We start from the raw sequence: 19,346 nt of genomic DNA on the forward strand, positions 1-19,346 counted from the left end.
TTCGACCTGGGCGGCCACTCCCTCCTGGCGACCCGCCTGATCAGCCGCATCCGCACCCGCCTGGGTGTCGAACTGCCTCTGCGCGCCCTCTTCGAAGCACCGAACGTAGCCACGTTGACCGAACAGCTGGGAACCGCGCAGAAGTCGCAGCGGCCCGCACTGCGGCGCATGCCGCGCCCCAAGGAGAACTGATGATTCCTCTGTCTTTTTCCCAGCGTCGGCTCTGGTTCCTCAACCGGCTCGAGGGCGCCGCGGCCGCCACGTACAACCTGCCCGTCACGCTGCGACTGACCGGCCCCCTGGACCGCGACGCGCTCGCCGCCGCGCTGCGGGACGTCGTGGAGCGCCACGAGTCGCTGCGCACGGTCTTCCCCGAGGGCCCCGACGGCAACCCATACCAGCGCATCCTCCCCACCGACCGGTCTTGGGCCGGCATGGATTCCATATCGGTCGGCGAGGGTGAGCTCGCCGCCGCCGCGTCGGCCTTCCGGAGCCAAGGTTTCGACGTCACGGTCGACGCCCCCATGAGGGCGCGTCTGTTCGTGCTGGGCGAGAACGTGCACGTCCTGGTTCTGGTGCTGCACCACATCGCCGGTGACGGCTGGTCGATGGCGCCCCTCGCACGGGACGTGGCGGAGGCGTACGAGGCGCGGGTCGGCGGTGGCGCCCCGAAGTGGGAGCCGCTGCAGGTGCAGTACGCCGACTACGCGATGTGGCAGCGGGAACTCCTCGGCGACGAGAATGACCCGAGCAGCCTGGTGAGCCGTCAGATCACGTACTGGAAAGGTGCTTTGACCGGTCTGCCGGAGCAGCTGGAGCTGCCCGTGGACCGCGCCCGGCCCGCCGTCGCCACGTACCGGGGCGACAACGTTGAGTTCACGCTTGACGCGGCCGTGCACTGCGGCCTCGCCGCCCTGGCCGGGGAGCAAGGCGCGAGTGTGTTCATGGTGGTGCAGGCGGCGTTCGCGGCGCTGTTGTCGCGGATGGGTGCGGGTACGGACATCCCGATCGGCACGCCGGTGGCGGGGCGTACGGATGAGGCACTCGAGGACCTCGTCGGCTTCTTCATCAACACGCTCGTCCTCCGGACGGACGTTTCCGGAAACCCGACGTTTCGTCAACTGGTAGACCGAGTAGGGGAGGTGGACTTCGGGGCCTTCAGCAACCAGGACGTCCCGTTCGAGCATCTGGTGGAGGTGATCAACCCCACCCGGTCCATGTCGCGCCACCCGCTCTTCCAGGTCGCGCTGGCGTTCCAGAACCAGAGCAGGCCCGATCCCAAGCTGCCCGGCGTCGCGCTGAGCGTCGAGCCGAACGACAGCGCCGTCGCGAAGTTCGATCTTTCGCTGGGGTTGACCGAGCGGTTCGACGGTGAGGGTGCGCCGGCCGGTCTGGAGGGTGGTTTCGAGTTCGCCACGGATCTGTTTGACCGGGTGACGGTCGAGGGGATCGCCGAGCGGTTCGGGCGGCTGTTGTCCGATGCGGTGGCCGACCCGGACCGGCCGGTCGGGGAGCTGGAGATCCTGTCCGGCGAGGAACGCGAGGACCTGCTGTCGGGTTGGCAGGGGGAGCGGGTCGAGGTTCCGTGGGTGTCGTTGCCGGTGGCGTTCGAGGAGCAGGTGGCGCGGACTCCTGAGGCGACGGCCGTGCTGTTCGAGGACGTCGACCTCACCTATGCCGAGCTGAATGCGCGGGCCAACCGTCTCGCCCGGGTCCTGATCGGTCGGGGTGTGGGGCCTGAGGGTTTGGTGGCTTTGGTGTTGCCGCGTTCGCCGGAGTTGTTGGTGGCGATGTTGGCGGTGCTGAAGGCTGGTGCTGCGTACGTTCCGGTGGATCCGAAGTACCCGGCGGAGCGCATCGCGTACATGCTCGGTGACGCCCGTCCCGCGCTGGTGCTGACCTTGCAGGCCGTCAGGGATGTCGTGCCAAGGAGTACGAGCTGTCTGGCCCTTGAGGACGTCGCGGACGCGGTCGCGTCGGAGTCAGGAGCGGATGTCCGGGATGAGGAGCGGAGCTGTGCGCTGTCGCCGTCGCACCCGGCGTATGTGATCTATACGTCGGGTTCGTCGGGTCGTCCGAAGGGCGTGGTCGTCGGGCATGCGGGTGTGGTGAATCTGGCGCGGGATCACGTCGCGCGTTTGGGTGTGGAGGGCGGGAGCCGTCTGTTGCAGTTCGCGTCGCCGAGTTTTGACGCTGCGGTGGCGGACATGTGGCCTGCGTGGTTGGCGGGTGCGGCGTTGGTGCTGGGGTCGGCGGAGCGGCTGGTGCCGGGGGCGCAGCTCACGGAGTTGATCTCGGAGTTCGGGGTGACGCATGCGACGCTGCCGCCGGCGACGTTGCCGGTGCTGGCGGAGTCCGGTGGGCTGCCTGCGGGGTTGACGCTGGTCGTCGCGGGTGAGGCGTGTTCGGCGGAAGTGGCGCGGGCGTGGTCGCGTGGTCGTCGGATGGTGAATATTTACGGTCCGACCGAGGCGACGGTGGCGTCCACGTCGAGTGAGCCGTTGTTGCCGGAGATGGCGGGGGTGCCGCCGATCGGGCGGCCGGTGTGGAACACGCGGGCCTATGTGCTGGACGACCGCCTGAACCCCGTCCCTGCGGGAGTGCCCGGTGAGCTGTACTTGGCGGGCGCGCAGTTGGCGCGCGGTTACCTCAACCGCCCGGCTCTGACGGCGGAGTGCTTCGTGCCGGACCCGTTCGCGGAGGGGCCGGGGAAGCGGATGTACCGGACCGGGGACGTGGTGCGCCGGAGCCGGGATGGTCAGCTGGAGTACGTCGGACGGGCGGACGAGCAGGTCAAGGTCCGCGGCTTCCGTATCGAGCTGGGCGAGATCGAGGCGGCACTCCTGTCCCACCCCGAGGTCGCTCAGGCCGCGGTGATGGCCCGCGAGGACCGCCCCGGTGACAAGCGCCTGGTCGCCTACATCGTTCCTTCGCAGCCCGGCGCGTCCCTGGAGGCGGGCCAGATCCGCCAGTACGTCGGCGGACTGCTGCCCGAGTTCATGGTCCCGGCCGCCGTGGTCACCTTGGCCGAGCTGCCGTTGACCGCGCACCGCAAGGTCGACCGGCGTGCCCTGCCCGCTCCTGATTACGCGGCGGTCGTGGCATTCCGCGCACCGCGCTCGGAGCGCGAGCGCGCCCTGTGCGAGATCTTTGCCGAGGTGCTCGGCGCGGACCGGGTCGGCATCGACGACAGCTTCTTCGACCTTGGCGGTCACTCCCTGCTCGCCACCCGCGTCATCAGCCGCATCCGCACCGTCCTGAACGTCGAACTGCCCCTGCGCGCCCTCTTCGAAGGCCCCACCGTCGAGCGGCTGGCTGGCAGGGTCGAGGACGCCGCGGCCGCCCGTACCGCACTGACGCTGCGGCCGCGCCCCGCGGAGATCCCCCTGTCACCCGCCCAGCGCGGGCTCTGGCTCCTGAACCGCATCCAAGGTCCGTCGGCGGCCACGTACAACGTGCCCATCGCGCTGCGCGTCTCCGGCGAACTGAACAGGGAAGTGCTGGGACTCGCGCTCCAGGACGTCGTCGAACGGCACGAGAGCCTGCGGACGCTCCTCCTGGAGAGTGCGGAAGGTACCCCGTACCAGAAGATCCTGGCCCCCGAAGAGGTCAGTCTGCCCCTGCCCCTCGCGGAGATCGCCGAAGCGGAGGTCCGGACGGCCGTCGAGGCCGTGGCGAACCAGGGCTTCGACCTGAGTGTCGAAATCCCCTTCCGGGCACGGTTGTTCGTTCTGAGCGAGGATGAGCACGTCCTCGTGGTCGTCCTGCACCACGTCGCGGGCGACGGCTGGTCGATGGCGCCGCTGGGGCGGGACGTAGCGGCGGCGTACGAGGCGCGGGCGGCCGGTCATGATCCGGCCCGGGAGCCGCTGCCGGTGCAGTACGCGGACTACGCGATCTGGCAGCGGGAACTGCTGGGCGACGAGAACGACCCCGAGAGCGTGCTCAGTCAACAGCTCGCGTACTGGAAGACGCAACTCGCGGCCCTTCCTGAACAGTTGGAGCTGCCCACCGACCGGCCGCGCCCGGCAGTGGCTTCGCATCGTGGAGACCGCCTGGTCTTCGAGGTAGACGCGGAGGTCCACGCGGGTCTGGTCGACCTCTCGCGGGAGTCGGGCGCGAGTGTGTTCATGGTGGTGCGGGCGGCGTTCGCGGCACTTCTTTCGCGGCTCGGCGCCGGGACGGACATCGCGATCGGTTCGCCGATCGCGGGGCGTACGGACGAGGCGCTGGACGACCTGATCGGCTTCTTCATCAACACCCTGGTGCTGCGGACCGATCTGTCTGGCGACCCCACCTTCCGCGAGCTGGTGGAGCGGGTCCGTGAGACGGACCTGGCGGCGTACGCGCACCAGGACGTGCCCTTCGAGCACGTCGTCGAGGCGCTCAACCCCGAGCGCTCGATGTCACGCCACCCCCTCTTCCAGGTGATGCTGACCTTCCAGAACAACGAACAGGCCCAGTTCCGGCTCCCCGGGCTGACCTTCACGAGCGAGTCGACCGGGGACGGCGCCGCCAAGTTCGACCTCCAGCTGGGTGTGCACGAGCAGCAAGGGGACGACGGTCGTCCGGCGGGTCTCGTCGGCGCTTTCGAGTTCGCCACGGATCTGTTTGACCGGGTGACGGTCGAGGGGATCGCCGAGCGGTTCGGGCGGCTGTTGTCCGATGCGGTGGCCGACCCGGACCGGCCAGTGGGCGAGCTGGAGATCCTGTCCCCGCATGAGCACGAGAGCCTGTTGTCGGGTTGGCAGGGGGAGCGGGTCGAGGTTCCGTGGGTGTCGTTGCCGGTGGCGTTCGAGGAGCAGGTGGCGCGGACGCCGGAGGCGACGGCGGTGCTGTTCGAGGACGTTCAGCTGTCGTATGCGGAGTTGAATGCGCGGGCCAACCGTCTGGCTCGGTTTTTGGTGGGTCGGGGTGTGGGGCCTGAGGGTTTGGTGGCTTTGGTGTTGCCGCGTTCGCCGGAGTTGTTGGTGGCGATGTTGGCGGTGCTGAAGGCTGGTGCTGCGTACGTTCCGGTGGATCCGAAGTACCCGGCGGAGCGCATCGCGTACATGCTCGGTGACGCCCGTCCCGCTGTGGTGCTGACCTCGGGCGCCGTCTGTGAGGTTATGCCAAGCGGATTGGAAGCGCTGCTCGTTGAGGACATCGCTGGTGCGGTGGCGTCCGAGTTGGGTGTGGATCTGGTGGACGGGGAGAGATCTGTCGCGCTGCGGCCCGATCACCCTGCCTACGTCATTTATACGTCGGGCTCGTCGGGTCGCCCGAAGGGTGTCGTCGTCGGCCACGCGGGCGTCGTGAACCTGGCCCGGGACCACATTGCGCGGCTGGGCGTGGACGGTGGCAGCCGGTTGCTGCAGTTCGCGTCGCCGAGTTTTGACGCTGCGGTGGCGGACATGTGGCCGGCGTGGTTGGCGGGTGCGGCGTTGGTGCTGGGGTCGGCGGAGCGGCTGGTGCCGGGGGCGCAGCTCGCGGAGTTGATCTCGGAGTTCGGGGTCACGCATGCGACCCTCCCCCCGGCCACCTTGCCAGTGCTGGGGGAGTCCGGCGGACTGCCCTCGGATCTGACGCTCGTGGTCGCCGGTGAGGCGTGTTCGGCGGAGGCGGCCCGCACGTGGTCGCGCGGTCGTCGGATGGTGAACATCTATGGCCCGACCGAGGCGACGGTGGCGTCCACGTCGAGTGAGCCGTTGACGCCGGAGACGGTCGGCGTGCCGCCGATCGGGCAGCCGGTGTGGAACACCCGCGCATATGTGTTGGATGCGTCGTTGCGTCCGGTGCCGGCCGGGGTGGCCGGTGAGCTCTACCTGTCCGGCGCCCAGTTGGCGCGCGGCTACCTCAACCGTCCCGTCCTGACGGCGGAGCGTTTCGTCCCCGATCCGTTCGCGGACGGGCCGGGAAAGCGGATGTACCGGACCGGTGACGTAGTGCGTCGCCGCCGCGACGGCCAGCTCGAATACGTCGGTCGTGCGGACGAGCAGGTCAAGGTCCGTGGTTTCCGTATCGAGCTGGGCGAGATCGAGGCCGTGATCCTGTCCCACCCCGAGGTGGCGCAGGTCGTGGTCACCGCCCGCGAGGATCGCCCTGGCGACAAGCGCCTGGTCGCCTACGTCGTGCCGGTGACGTCGGGTGCGACCGTGGACGCGGGTCAGGTCCGTCAGTACGTGGGCGAGCTGCTGCCGGAGTTCATGGTGCCGGCCGCCGTGGTCACCTTGGCCGAGCTGCCGTTGACCGCGCACCGCAAGGTCGACCGGCGCGCTCTGCCCGCCCCCGAGTGGGTCGAGGCTCGCCGCGTACGCGGTCCGCGTGACGCCCGCGAGGAGGTCCTCTGCGCGATCTTCGCCGAGGTGCTCGGCGTGGAGAAGGTCGGGATCGACGACAGCTTCTTCGAGCTGGGCGGCCACTCGCTGCACGCCACCCGTGTCATCAGCCGCATCCGTGCGGTGTTCGGGATGGAGGTCCCACCCCGGGCGATGTTCGAGGCGCCGACCGTCGCGCAGCTGGTCGGGCGCATGGCGGACGCGCAGGGTGCCCGCACGGCGCCGGTGCCGGCGGACCGTCCCGCCGAGATCCCCCTGTCGTTCGCGCAGCGCAGGCTGTGGTTCCTCAACCGCTTCGAGGGCCCGGAGTCCATCACGTACAACATGCCCATCGCACTGCGGCTCACCGGACCCCTGGACCGCGACGCCCTGCGCGCGGCCCTCCAGGACGTCGTCGTGCGCCATGAATCGCTGCGCACGGTCTTCCCGGAGGGCGAGGACGGCGTGCCCGTCCAGCGTGTCCTCGACGCGACGGACTCCATGGTCGAGATGCAGGTACGGGAGATCCGCGAGGACGAGGTCACGGACGCGATCGCGCAGGCCGCGCGACGCGGGTTCGACCTCACAAACGAAGTCCCGCTGCGGGCTTCCCTGTTCGGGCTGAACGACACCACACACATCCTGGTCGTCGTGCTGCACCACATCACGGGCGACGGCTGGTCGATGGCACCGCTGGCCCGCGACGTCGCGCTGGCGTACGAGGCGCGCATCACGGGCCGCGCTCCCGGCTGGGAGCCGCTGCCGGTGCAGTACGCGGACTACGCGCTGTGGCAGCAGGACGTCCTCGGCGACGAGTCTGACCCCGACAGCCTGATCAGCCGTCAACTCGCCTATTGGACAGAGCAACTCGCCGTCCTGCCTGACCAGTTGGAGCTGCCCACGGACCGCCCCCGCCCGGCGGTCGCCTCGCGCCGGGGCGGCACCGTGCCGGTGAACGTCGACGCGGAACTGCACCAGGCGCTCGTCCGCCTCGCGCGCGAGTCCGGTGGGAGTGTGTTCATGGTGGTGCGGGCGGCGTTCGCGGCGTTGTTGTCGCGGATGGGTGCGGGTGTGGACATCCCGATCGGTACGCCGATCGCGGGGCGTACGGACGAGGCGCTGGACGACCTGGTCGGCTTCTTCGTGAACACGCTGGTGCTGCGGACGGATCTGTCGGGTGATCCGACGTTCCGTGAGTTGGTGGAGCGGGTGCGGGAGACGGACCTGGCGGCGTATGCGCATCAGGATGTGCCGTTCGAGCATCTGGTGGAGGTCCTCAACCCGGAACGCTCGATGTCGCGTCACCCGCTGTTCCAGGTGATGCTCGCCTTCCAGAACAACGAACAGGCCGAACTCCGCCTTCCTCAGCTCACGCTCACCGGAGAGGTGACGGAGACACGCTCGTCCAAGTTCGACCTCATCCTGAACGTCACCGAGCTGCGTGACGACGATGGCGAGCCGGCGGGCCTGGCGGGAGTCCTGGAGTTCTCCGTCGATCTGTTCGATCGGGGGACGGTCGAGGGGCTGGTGGAGCGGTTCGGTCGGGTGCTGGCCAGTGTGGTGGCGGACGCTGATGGCCGGGTGAGTGGCCTGGAGGTGCTGTCGGGCGCCGAGCGGTGTGAGTTGCTGGAGGTGCGGAATGCGACGGGTGTCGTGGTTCCGTGGGTGTCGTTGCCGGTGGGTTTTGAGCGGCAGGTGGCGCGGACTCCTGGGGCGACGGCCGTGGTGTTTGAGGGTGTCGAGCTGTCGTATGCGGAGCTGAATGCGCGGGCGAATCGTCTGGCGCGGTTGCTGGTGGAGCGGGGTGCTGGTCCGGAGCGTGTGGTGGCGTTGATGTTGCCGCGTTCGGAGTGGTTGCCGGTGGCTTTGTTGGCGGTGGTGAAGTCGGGTGCGGCGTATGTACCGGTCGATCCGGCGTATCCGGCGGACCGGATCGCGTACATGTTCCAGGACGCCGACCCGGTGGCGGTGGTGTCGGCCGTGCCGCTGGACGAGGCGGTGGCCGGCGGCCGGGCGCAGGTGGTGCTGGACGAGACGATCGTCCCGTCCCTGGGGCAGTACGCGGACGACGATCTGTGCGACGCCGAGCGCGGTGGCCTGCCGCTGCGGCCTGAGCATCCGCTGTATGTGATGTACACGTCCGGGTCGACGGGGCGGCCGAAGGGTGTGGTCTTCCCGGCCGGGGCGATGGTGAACCTGCTGGCCTGGCACATGCAGATACTCACCGGTGGGGAGGGCAAGCGGACAGGCCAGTTCGCCGCGCTGGGTTTCGACGCGGCGGCGCACGAGATGTTCTCCGCTCTGTGGTCGGGCAAGGCGTTGGTGGTGCCGCGTGATGAGACGCGGCGTAGTGCGGCGGAGCTGGTGCGCTGGCTCGCCGAGCACGGGGTCGGTGAGTTGTTCGCGCCGATGCCGATGGTGGAGGCGGTCGCGGAAGCGGCTGCTGAGCTGGGTCTCGATCTGCCTGAGTTGACGGATGTTGCACAGGCTGGTGAGGCGTTGGCGCTGCACGGTCCGGTGCGGGAGTTCTTCGCCTCGGTGCCGGGGCGCCGCGTGCACAACTACTACGGGCCGACGGAAACGCATGTCGTGACGGCGCTGTCGTTGGAGGGTGATCCGGCGGAGTGGCCGGTGCTGCCGTCGATCGGCCGGCCGGTGGCCAACAGCCGGGTCTACGTCCTCGATGAGCGGTTGCGCCCGGTCCCGATCGGGGTGGCGGGCGAGCTCTACCTCGCGGGTGCGCAGTTGGCCCGCGGCTACCTGAACCGTCCGGGCCTGACGGCCGAGCGGTTCACCGCTGATCCTTTTGCGGGTCCTTGCGAGCGTATGTATCGCTCGGGTGACCTGGCGCGGTGGCGGGCCGACGGCACGGTGGAGTTCCTGGGCCGTGCGGACTTCCAGGTCAAGATCCGCGGCTTCCGCGTGGAACTCGGTGAGGTCGAGGCGGCGGTCGCCTCCCACCAGGATGTTGCTCAGGCCGCGGTGGTCGCGCGTGAGGACCAGCCCGGCGGCAAGCGCCTTGTCGCCTACGTCGTCCCGTCGAACGCCACAGCTTCCGTGGATGCACCGCAACTGCGCCGCTATGTCGGTGCGCGCCTGCCGGAGTTCATGGTTCCGGCGGCGGTCGTGGTCCTGGACGCGTTGCCGTTGACGGCGAACGGCAAGCTGGACCGGCGTGCCCTGCCTGCCCCGGAGTACGGGGTGGCCGGTGCGGGTCGTGGTGCGCGCAATGGTCACGAGCAGGTGCTGTGTGCGGCCTTCGCCGAGGTGCTCGGTGTGGAGAAGGTCGGTATCGACGACAGCTTCTTCGACCTGGGCGGCCACTCCCTGCTGGCGACCCGTCTGATCAGTCGTATTCGCACCCGCCTGGGCGTCGAACTGCCTCTGCGTGCGCTCTTCGAGGGCCCTACGGTGGTGCAGCTGGCCGAGCGCGTGGCGGAGGCAGGCACGGCCCGGAGGGCTCTCGTCCCGATGGAGCGTCCGGTCGAGGTGCCGTTGTCCTTCGCTCAGCGCAGGCTGTGGTTCCTGAACCGTATGGAGGGTGCGTCGTCGTCGACGTACAACCTCCCGATCGCCCTACGCCTGACCGGCACGCTGGACCGCGACGCGCTTGCTGCCGCGCTGCGTGATGTGATCACGCGGCACGAGAGTCTGCGCACGGTCTTCCCCGAGGGCGCCGACGGCACCCCGTACCAGGCGGTCATCGCAACCGACCGGGCTTCCGCCCGCCTCGACGTCACCGAGGCGTCGGAGGAGAACCTGTCGGCGCTCGTGACCGCAGAGGTGTCGCGCGGCTTCGACCTGACGTCCGAACCGCCTCTGCGCACCCGCCTGTTCGCGATGGATGACGCCGCGCACGTCTTCGTAGTGGTGCTCCACCACATCGTCGGCGACGGCTGGTCGATGGCCCCGCTGGCTCGGGACCTGGCGGCTGCCTACGAGGCGCGGATCGCGGACTCCGCCCCGGAGTGGGTGCCGCTGCCGGTGCAGTACGCCGATTACGCGCTCTGGCAGCGCGAGCTGCTCGGCGACGAGAACGACCCCGACAGTCTGCTCGGCCGCCAGATCACCTACTGGACGACACAACTGGCGGACCTGCCGGAGCAGTTGGCGCTCCCCACAGATGGCCGGCGTCCCGCCGTCGCCTCCTATCAAGGCGACAGCCTGACGTTCGCCCTCGACGCGGACCTGCACAGGCGGCTCGTGGGGCTGGCCCGGGAGTCGGGTGCGAGTGTGTTCATGGTGGTGCAGGCGGCCTTCGCCGCGCTGCTCTCGCGGCTCGGTGCAGGCACGGACATCCCCATCGGATCCCCGGTGGCGGGGCGTACGGACGAGGCGCTCGACGACCTGGTCGGCTTCTTCGTCAACACGCTCGTGCTGCGCACCGACCTCTCCGGCGATCCCACCTTCCGCGAGCTGCTCGACCGGGTGCGCGAGACCGACCTGGCCGCCTACGCGCACCAGGACGTGCCCTTTGAGCACCTCGTCGAGGTGCTCAACCCGGTCCGCTCCATGGCCCGGAACCCCCTCTTCCAGGTGGCTCTGGCCTTCCAGAACCAGGACCAGTCCGACCTGCGGCTCCCCGGCCTCGCGCTGAGCACGGAGCAGAGCCAGGGCGTTGCCGCGAAGTTCGACCTGTCGCTGGGGCTGACCGAGCGGTTCGACGGTGACGGTGTGCCGGCGGGGCTTGAGGGTGGTTTCGAGTTCGCCACGGATCTGTTCGACCGGGTGACGGTCGAGGAGATCGCCGAGCGCTTCCGGCGGCTGCTGTCCGACGCAGTGGCCGACCCCGACCAGCCTGTGGGTGAGCTGGAGATCCTGTCCCCGCACGAGCACGCGAACCTGTTGTCCGGTTGGCAGGGTGAGCGGGTGGAGGTTCCGTGGGTGGCGTTGCCCGTGGCGTTCGAGGAGCAGGTGGAGCGGACGCCCGGGGCGACGGCGGTTCTGTTTGAGGATGCTCGGCTGTCGTATGCGGAGTTGAATGCCCGCGCGAATCGTCTGGCGCGGTTCTTGGTGGGTCGGGGTGTGGGGCCTGAGGGTCTGGTGGCGTTGGTGCTGCCGCGTTCGCCGGAGTTGTTGGTGGCGATGTTGGCGGTGCTGAAGGCGGGTGCTGCGTATGTTCCGGTGGACCCGAAGTATCCAGCGGAGCGGATCGCGTACATGCTCGGTGACGCCCGCCCTGCGGTGGTAATGACCTCGGGTGCCGTCCGTGATGCCGCTCCAAGTGGCTTGAACGCACTGCTTCTTGAGGACGTCGCTGGTGCGGTGGCGTCCGAGTCGGATGTGGATCTGGTGGATGGGGAGAGGTGTGTCGCGCTGCGGCCCGATCATCCCGCCTATGTGATCTATACGTCGGGTTCGTCGGGTCGTCCGAAGGGTGTGGTGGTCGGTCACGCGGGTGTGGTGAATCTGGCGCGGGATCACATCGTGCGGCTGGGTGTGGACGGTGGGAGTCGTCTGTTGCAGTTCGCGTCGCCGAGTTTCGACGCGGCGGTGGCGGACATGTGGCCGGCGTGGCTGGCGGGTGCTGCCCTGGTACTCGGGTCGGCGGAGCGGTTGGTGCCCGGTGTTGAACTTTCGCAGCTCATGGCGGAGTTCGGGCTCACGCATGCGACGCTGCCGCCCGCGACGTTGCCGGTGCTGGGGGAGTCGGGCGGGCTGCCGGCGGATCTGACGCTGGTGGTCGCGGGTGAGGCGTGTTCGGCGGAGGTGGCGCGTACGTGGTCGCGGGGCCGTCGGATGGTCAACATCTACGGCCCGACCGAGGCCACGGTGGCGTCGACGTCGAGTGAGCCGCTGGCACCGGAGATGGTGGGTGTGCCGCCGATCGGGCGGCCGGTGCGGAACACCCGCGCCTATGTGCTGGACGACCACCTGAACCCTGTCCCCGCTGGCGTCCCCGGCGAGCTGTATCTGGCGGGCGCGCAGCTGGCCCGTGGCTACCTCAACCGCCCCGCCCTGACGGCGGAGCGTTTCGTGCCCGACCCGTTCGCGGACGGTGCGGGGGAGCGGATGTACCGGACGGGCGACGTGGTGCGTCGCCGCCGGGACGGCCAGCTCGAATACGTCGGGCGGGCGGACGAGCAGGTCAAGGTCCGCGGCCTCCGTATCGAGCTCGGTGAGGTGGAGGCCGCCCTCGCGTCCCACCCCGAGGTCGCGCAGGTCGTCGTCATCGCCCGCGAGGACCGCCCCGGCGACAAGCGTCTGGTCGGCTACGCAGTCCCGTCCCGGCCCGGCACGTCCCTGGACGCGGGCCAGGTCCGCCAGTACGTGGGCGAACGGCTGCCGGAATTCATGGTCCCGGCCGCGATCGTCACCCTGGCCGAGTTGCCGTTGACCGCGCACCGCAAGGTCGACCGACGCGCCCTGCCCGCCCCCGACTACGCGGCGGTCGTGACTTTCCGTGCCCCGCGCTCGGAGCGTGAGCGCGCGCTGTGTGCGATCTTCGCCGAGGTGCTCGGCGCGGACCGTGTCGGCATCGACGACAGCTTCTTCGACCTGGGCGGGCACTCCCTGCTCGCCACCCGTGTGATCAGCCGTATTCGCACCGTGCTGAACGTCGAACTCCCGCTCCGCGCCCTCTTCGAGGGCCCGACCGTCCTCCGGCTCGCGGGCCGTGTCGAGCAGGCGGACACCGCGCGGGCCGCGCTGCGCCGCGCCGTGCGTCCCGAGCGCGTACCCCTGTCGTACGCCCAGCGGCGCCTGTGGTTCCTCAACCGTCTCGAAGGCGCCGAGGCCGCCACGTACAACATCCCCATCGCCCTGCGTCTGACCGGGATGCTCGACCGTGACGCCCTGCGCGCGGCCGTCGATGACCTGACGGCCCGCCATGAGACTCTGCGCACCGTCTTCCCGGAAGCCGCCGACGGCACCCCCTGCCAGGACGTACGCCCCGTCGCCGGGGCGACTGCCGCCGGGGACGTCGCCGGCACCGCTCCCGACGGCGCCACCGAGGTCGGGCTCCCGACGCGGCGGATCCACGAGCACGAGGTCACCGAAGCAATCGCCCGGGCGGTTCGCCAAGGCTTCGATCTGACCCGTGAACTCCCTCTCCGAGCACAGCTGTTCGCGATCGACGAGACCACGCACGTGCTGGTCGTCGTCCTCCACCACATCGCCGGTGACGGCTGGTCGATGGTGCCCCTCGCGCGCGACCTGGCCACCGCCTACGCCGCCCGCGCCGCCGGGAGCGCCCCGGAGTGGGAGCCGCTGCCGGTCCAGTACGCCGACTACGCGCTCTGGCAGCGCGACGCCCTCGGTGAGGAGACCGACCCGGAGAGCCCGCTCGGCCGTCAGCTCGGCTACTGGAAGAACCAACTGGCCGATGTGCCCGAGCAGGTGGAGTTGCCCACCGACCGTCCTCGGCCCGCCGTCCCCACCAACCGAGGCGGCCTCGTCCCCTTCACCCTGGACACGGACCTCCATCGTCGGATCACTGATCTCGCCCGCTCCCGCGGCGCCAGCGAGTTCATGGTCGTGCGGGCGGCCCTCGCCGTGCTCCTGTCGCGGCTCGGGGCCGGGACGGACATCGCGATCGGCTCGCCGATCGCCGGCCGTACGGACGAGGCCCTGGACGACCTGGTCGGCTTCTTCATCAACACCCTGGTGCTGCGCACCGACCTGTCCGGCGACCCCACCTTCCACGAGCTGATCGACCGCGTGCGCGAGACCGACCTGGGGGCCCACACCCACCAGGACGTGCCGTTCGAGCAGCTGGTCGAGGTCCTCAACCCCGTCCGTTCGACGTCCCACCACCCCTTGTTCCAGGTGATGTTCGCCTTCCAGAACAACGAGCAGGCCGAGCTGAGCCTGCCGGGCCTCGCCGTGTCCGCCGCCGCGACACCCGTGGACGTCATCCAGTTTGACCTGGCCGTCACGCTCGGCGAGCGGCGGACGGACGACGGCGTCCCGGCCGGACTCATGGGCGCCTTCCGCTACGCCACCGACCTCTTCGACCACGGGACCGTCGAGGCCATGGCCGAACGGTTCCACGGACTGCTGCGGCAACTGGTCGGCGACCCCGCGCTGCGGATCGGCGCCGCCGACGTCCTGCGGTCGGGCGAGCGGGAACACCTGCTGCGGGGGCTCAACGACACGGCGGCCCCGGCCCCGGACCTCACCGTGCCCGGCCTCTTCGCGCGGCAGGCTGCCGAGACACCGGACGCCACGGCCCTTGTGCACGGCGAAGAGAGTCTGACCTACGCCGAGTTGGACGTACGCGCCCGTCGTGTCGCCGACTGGCTCGTCGACCGGGGTGTCGGACCCGACCGGCGTGTGGCGCTGACGCTGCCCAGGTCGGTCGACCTGGTGGTGGCCCTCCTCGGAGTGCTGAAGGCCGGGGGAGCCTACGTGCCCATCGACCCCGAACACCCGGCCACGCGCGTCGAGTTCATGACCGCCGACTCCGCCCCGCAGCTCGTGCTCGGCCCGGACGAGATGGCGCGGTGCCTCTCCGGCCGTGCGGGCGGCTCCTCCGGTCACGCGGACGGCGCGCCCGCGGTGTCCGGCGCGACGGCCGACGACGCGGCGTACGTGATCTACACATCGGGCTCGACGGGCACCCCCAAGGGCGTCGTCGTTCCGCACGCCGCCTTGGCCAACCAGCTGGTCGCGCTGCGCGAACGGCTCCCCCTGACGCCGGACGACCGGCTCCTCGCCGTAACGACGGCGGCGTTCGACGTCGCCACCATGGAAGTGCTGCTGCCGCTAGTCTCCGGTGCCCGCCTCGTCCTGGCCGACCGGGACGACGTGTCCCGGCCCGCGGCCCTGGGACGGCTGATCCGCGAGACCGGCGCCACCGTCCTGAACGCGACGCCGTCGCTGTGGCAGACCCTGGTGACGCACGACCCCGACATGGTCCGCGGACTGCGCGCGGTGACCGGCGGCGAGCCGCTGACCGCCGCCCTGGCCGAGACCCTGTGCGCCCACGCCGCCGGCGTCGTCAACGAGTACGGCCCGACCGAGGCGACCATCGTCTCCACGCTGGCCGAGGTGACCGCGCTCGACGCCACCGCGCCCGGCAGCGCTTCCCCCGCCGTCACTCCGTCCATCGGCACCCCCCTCGCGAATACCCAGGCGTACGTCCTCGACGCGGCGCTGCGGCCGGTGCCCTCCGGCACCACCGGAGAGCTGTACATCGCGGGACGCGGCCTGGCCCGCGGCTATCTGAACCGTCCGGGCCTGACGGCCGAGCGTTTCGTGGCCAACCCCTACGGTCCCGACGGCTCGCGCATGTACCGCACCGGGGACCTCGCCCGCTGGAACCGCGCCGGCAGTCTGGAATACGCCGGACGCGCCGACGGCCAGGTCAAGGTCCGCGGCTTCCGCGTCGAGCCGGGCGAGATCGAGGCCGCCCTCACCCGCCACCCCGACGTCGTCCAGGCGGCCGTGGTGGTCCGCGAGGACCGCCCGGGAGACAGGCGCCTGGTCGGCTACGTCGTGCCCGTACGCGGGGAGATGCCCGCACGCGGAGAGGTCGCCGGACCCGGCGGGGCACCCGCCCCCGGCGAGGCACCTGCCCCCGAGGCGCCCCCCGTCGACCCCGCCGAGCTGCGCCGCTCCGTCGCCGCGCTCCTGCCCGACTACATGGTCCCGGCCGCGGTCGTCGCCCTTCCGGAACTGCCGCTGACCCCCAACGGCAAGCTGGACCGGAACGCGCTGCCCGCTCCCCGGTACGCGGCCTCGGAGCGTCGCCCCCGCGATGGCCGCGAGGAAGCCCTCTGCGCGATCTTCGCCGAGACGCTCGGTCTGGAGCGGGTCGGCATCGACGACGGGTTCTTCGACCTCGGCGGGCACTCGCTCCTCGCGACCCGCGTGGTCAGCCGGATCCGGACCGTCCTCGGTGTGGAGGTGCCGCTGCGGGACCTGTTCGACGCGCCCTCGGTGGCACAGCTCGCGGAGCGCATCGCAGGCGCCGACACGGCACGGCGTGCCCTGGCCCCGATGGCGCGTCCGGAGGCGGTGCCCCTGTCCTTCGCCCAGTCGCGCCTGTGGTTCCTCAACCGCTTCGAGGGCACCGAGGCCGCCACGTACAACGTGCCCCTCGCCTTCCGTCTGTCGGGCGCGCTGGACCGGGACGCGCTGCGGACAGCCCTCCGGGACGTCGTCGTACGTCATGAGTCGCTGCGCACGGTCTTCCCGGAGGGCACGGACGGCCTGCCCGTCCAGCGCGTCCTCGACGCGGCGGACGCCACGGTGTACATGCCGGTCCGGGAGATATCCGAGGAGGACGTCGACGCGGCGATCGCGGAGACTGCAGGGCGCGGCTTCGATATGAGGTCCGAACCGCCGCTCCGCGCCGCCCTGTTCGCCCTGCCCGACGGATCCCACGTGGTGGTCGTGGTGCTGCACCACGTCGCCGGTGACGGCTGGTCGATGGCGCCGCTGGCGCGCGACTTGGCGAAGGCGTACGGGGCGCGGGCCGCCGGACGAGCCCCTGAGTGGGCGCCGCTGCCGGTGCAGTACGCCGACTACACGTTGTGGCAGCGGGAGTTGCTGGGCGACGAGTCCGATGCCGACAGTGTGCTCAGCCGCCAGATCGCGTACTGGAAGAGCCATCTGTCCGACCTGCCCGAACAGTTGCCCCTTCCGGCCGACCGCCCCCGCCCGGCGGTGGCATCCTTCCGAGGCGACCAGGTGCGGTTGGACGTGGCCCCGGAGGTCCACGCGGGCCTGACCGAGCTGGCCCGCGAGTCCGGCGCCAGCGTGTTCATGGTGGTGCGTGCGGCGTTCGCCGCGCTGCTGTCCCGGATGGGTGCCGGAACCGACATCCCGATCGGCTCGCCGATCGCGGGGCGTACGGATGAGGCCCTGGACGACCTGGTCGGCTTCTTCGTGAACACGTTGGTGCTGCGGACGGACCTGTCGGGTGATCCGACGTTCCGTGAGCTGGTCGGCCGGGTGCGGGAGACGGACCTGGCGGCGTACGCGCACCAGGACGTGCCCTTCGAGTACCTGGTGGAGGTCCTCAACCCGGAACGGTCGCTGTCGCGTCACCCGCTGTTCCAGGTGATGCTGACCTTCCAGAACAACGAACAGGCCCAGCTCACCATGCCGGGCCTCGATGTGGAGAGCCTCACGGCCGCGGGCTCCGCCAAGTTCGACCTGTTCCTCAGCGTCGCCGAGCGCACCGCCGCCGACGGACGCCCCGACGGCCTCTCCGGTGTCCTGGAGTTCTCCACTGACCTGTTCGATCGGGGGACGGTCGAGGGGTTGGTGGAGCGGTTCGGTCGGGTGCTGGCCGGGGTGGTCGCCGATGCCAACCGGCCGGTGGGCGAGCTGGCGGTGCTGTCGGACGCCGAGCGCCGCGACCTGCTGGAGGTCCGGAACGCGACGGCGGTCGAGGTCCCGTGGGTGTCGTTGCCGGAGGCCTTCGAGCAACGGGTGGCCCGTGCGTCCGAGGCGACGGCGGTCGTGTACGAGGGCGTGGAGCTGTCGTACGCCGAGCTGAACGCACGGGCGAATCGTCTGGCCCGTCTGCTGGTCGAGCGGGGTGCCGGCCCGGAGCGGGTGGTGGCGATGATGCTGCCGCGCTCGGAGTGGCTGCCGGTTGCGTTGCTGGCGGTGGTGAAGTCGGGGGCGGCGTACGTGCCGGTGGACCCGTCCTACCCGGCCGATCGCATCGACTACATGCTCCAGGACGCCGATCCGGTATGTGTGCTGGGCTCGGTGGAGACCCTCGGGCGGCTGCCCGAAGGGCTGGCCGACCGGGGTGTCGAGGTCACGGCCAAGACGGTGACCGCGTATGCCGACGTGGATCTGTCCGACGCCGAGCGCGGTGGCGTGCGGCTGCTGCCCGAGCACCCGGTCTACGTGATGTACACGTCCGGGTCGACCGGACGGCCGAAGGCCGTGGTCTTCCGTGCCGGAGCGATGGCCAACCTGCTCGTCTGGCACGGCCGGGGGCGTGGGGACGGGGTGACGGCCGGAGTGACCACCGGGGTGACCACCGCCCACTTCACCTCCATCAGCTTCGACGTGGCCGCCCAGGAGATCTTCACGGCCCTGTGGTCGGGCGGCATCCTCGCGCTGCCGCGTGAAGAAGTCCGCAAGGACCCCGCCGAACTGGTCCGCTGGCTCGACCGGCGCGGCGTCAACGAGCTGTACGCGCCGAACTTGGTGATCGAGGCGGTCGCGGAGGCGTCGGCCGAACTCGGCCTCCCATTGCCCGAGTTGACGGACGTGGCGCAGGCTGGTGAGGCGCTGATGCTGCATGGTCCGGTGCGGGAGTTCTTCGCGTCGGTCCCTGGACGCCGGCTGCACAACCACTACGGGCCGACCGAGACCCACGTCCTCACGGCGCTCTCTCTGGAGGGTGACCCGGGCGGGTGGCCGGTGCTGCCGTCGATCGGCCGACCGGTGGCCAACAGCCGCGTCTATGTCCTGGACGAGGCCCTGTGCCCGGTCCCGGCCGGTGTCGCGGGAGAGCTCTACCTGGCGGGCGCGCAGCTGGCGCGCGGTTACCTCAACCGCCCCGCCCTGACGGCCGAGCGTTTCGTGGCCGACCCGTTCGCGGGGCCGGGGGAGCGCATGTATCGCTCGGGTGACCTGGCTCGCTGGCGGGCCGACGGCACGTTGGAGTTCCTGGGCCGCGCCGACTTCCAGGTCAAGATCCGCGGCTTCCGCGTCGAACTCGGCGAGGTCGAGGCCGCCATCGCAGCCCACCCGGACGTCGCCCAGGTCGCCGTGGTCGCCCGCGAGGACCGCCCCGGCGGCAAGCAGCTCGTCGCCTACGTGGTGCCCCGCGAGAGGGAAGAGACCGACGGCATCGACGTACGCGGCTACCTGAGCGGACGCCTGCCGGAGTTCATGGTTCCGGCGGCGGTCGTGGTGCTGGACGCGTTGCCGTTGACGGCGAACGGCAAGCTGGACCGGCGCGCCCTGCCTGCCCCGGAGTACGGGCTGGCCGGTGCGGGTCGTGGTGCGCGCAATGGTCACGAGCAGGTGCTGTGTGCGGCCTTCGCCGAGGTGCTGGGCGTGGAGAGGGTCGGTATCGACGACAGCTTCTTCGATCTGGGCGGCCACTCCCTCCTGGCCACCCGTCTGATCAGC

At 70.5% G+C, this 19,346-nt stretch carries 2 protein-coding genes (1 of these 2 running past the window's edge); both read left to right on the forward strand.

The genetic code is table 11. The features are described from left to right. Nucleotides 1–192, forward strand: a 192-nt coding sequence (locus ACIBNA_RS42955; protein ID WP_399170798.1) for a phosphopantetheine-binding protein, incomplete at its 5' end; no start/stop codon positions are given. Next, on the forward strand, nt 192–19,346 hold the 5' portion of the coding sequence (locus ACIBNA_RS42960) for a non-ribosomal peptide synthase/polyketide synthase (protein WP_399170800.1). It continues 4,236 nt past the right edge of the window; the window shows 19,155 of its 23,391 coding nt (coding positions 1–19,155); the start codon lies at nt 192–194; its stop codon lies off the right edge, out of view. The genes ACIBNA_RS42955 and ACIBNA_RS42960, both read left to right, overlap by 1 nt.

It is taken from the genome of Streptomyces sp. NPDC050164 (assembly GCF_044459945.1).
In the GTDB taxonomy this organism is placed as follows: domain Bacteria; phylum Actinomycetota; class Actinomycetes; order Streptomycetales; family Streptomycetaceae; genus Streptomyces; species Streptomyces coeruleorubidus_A.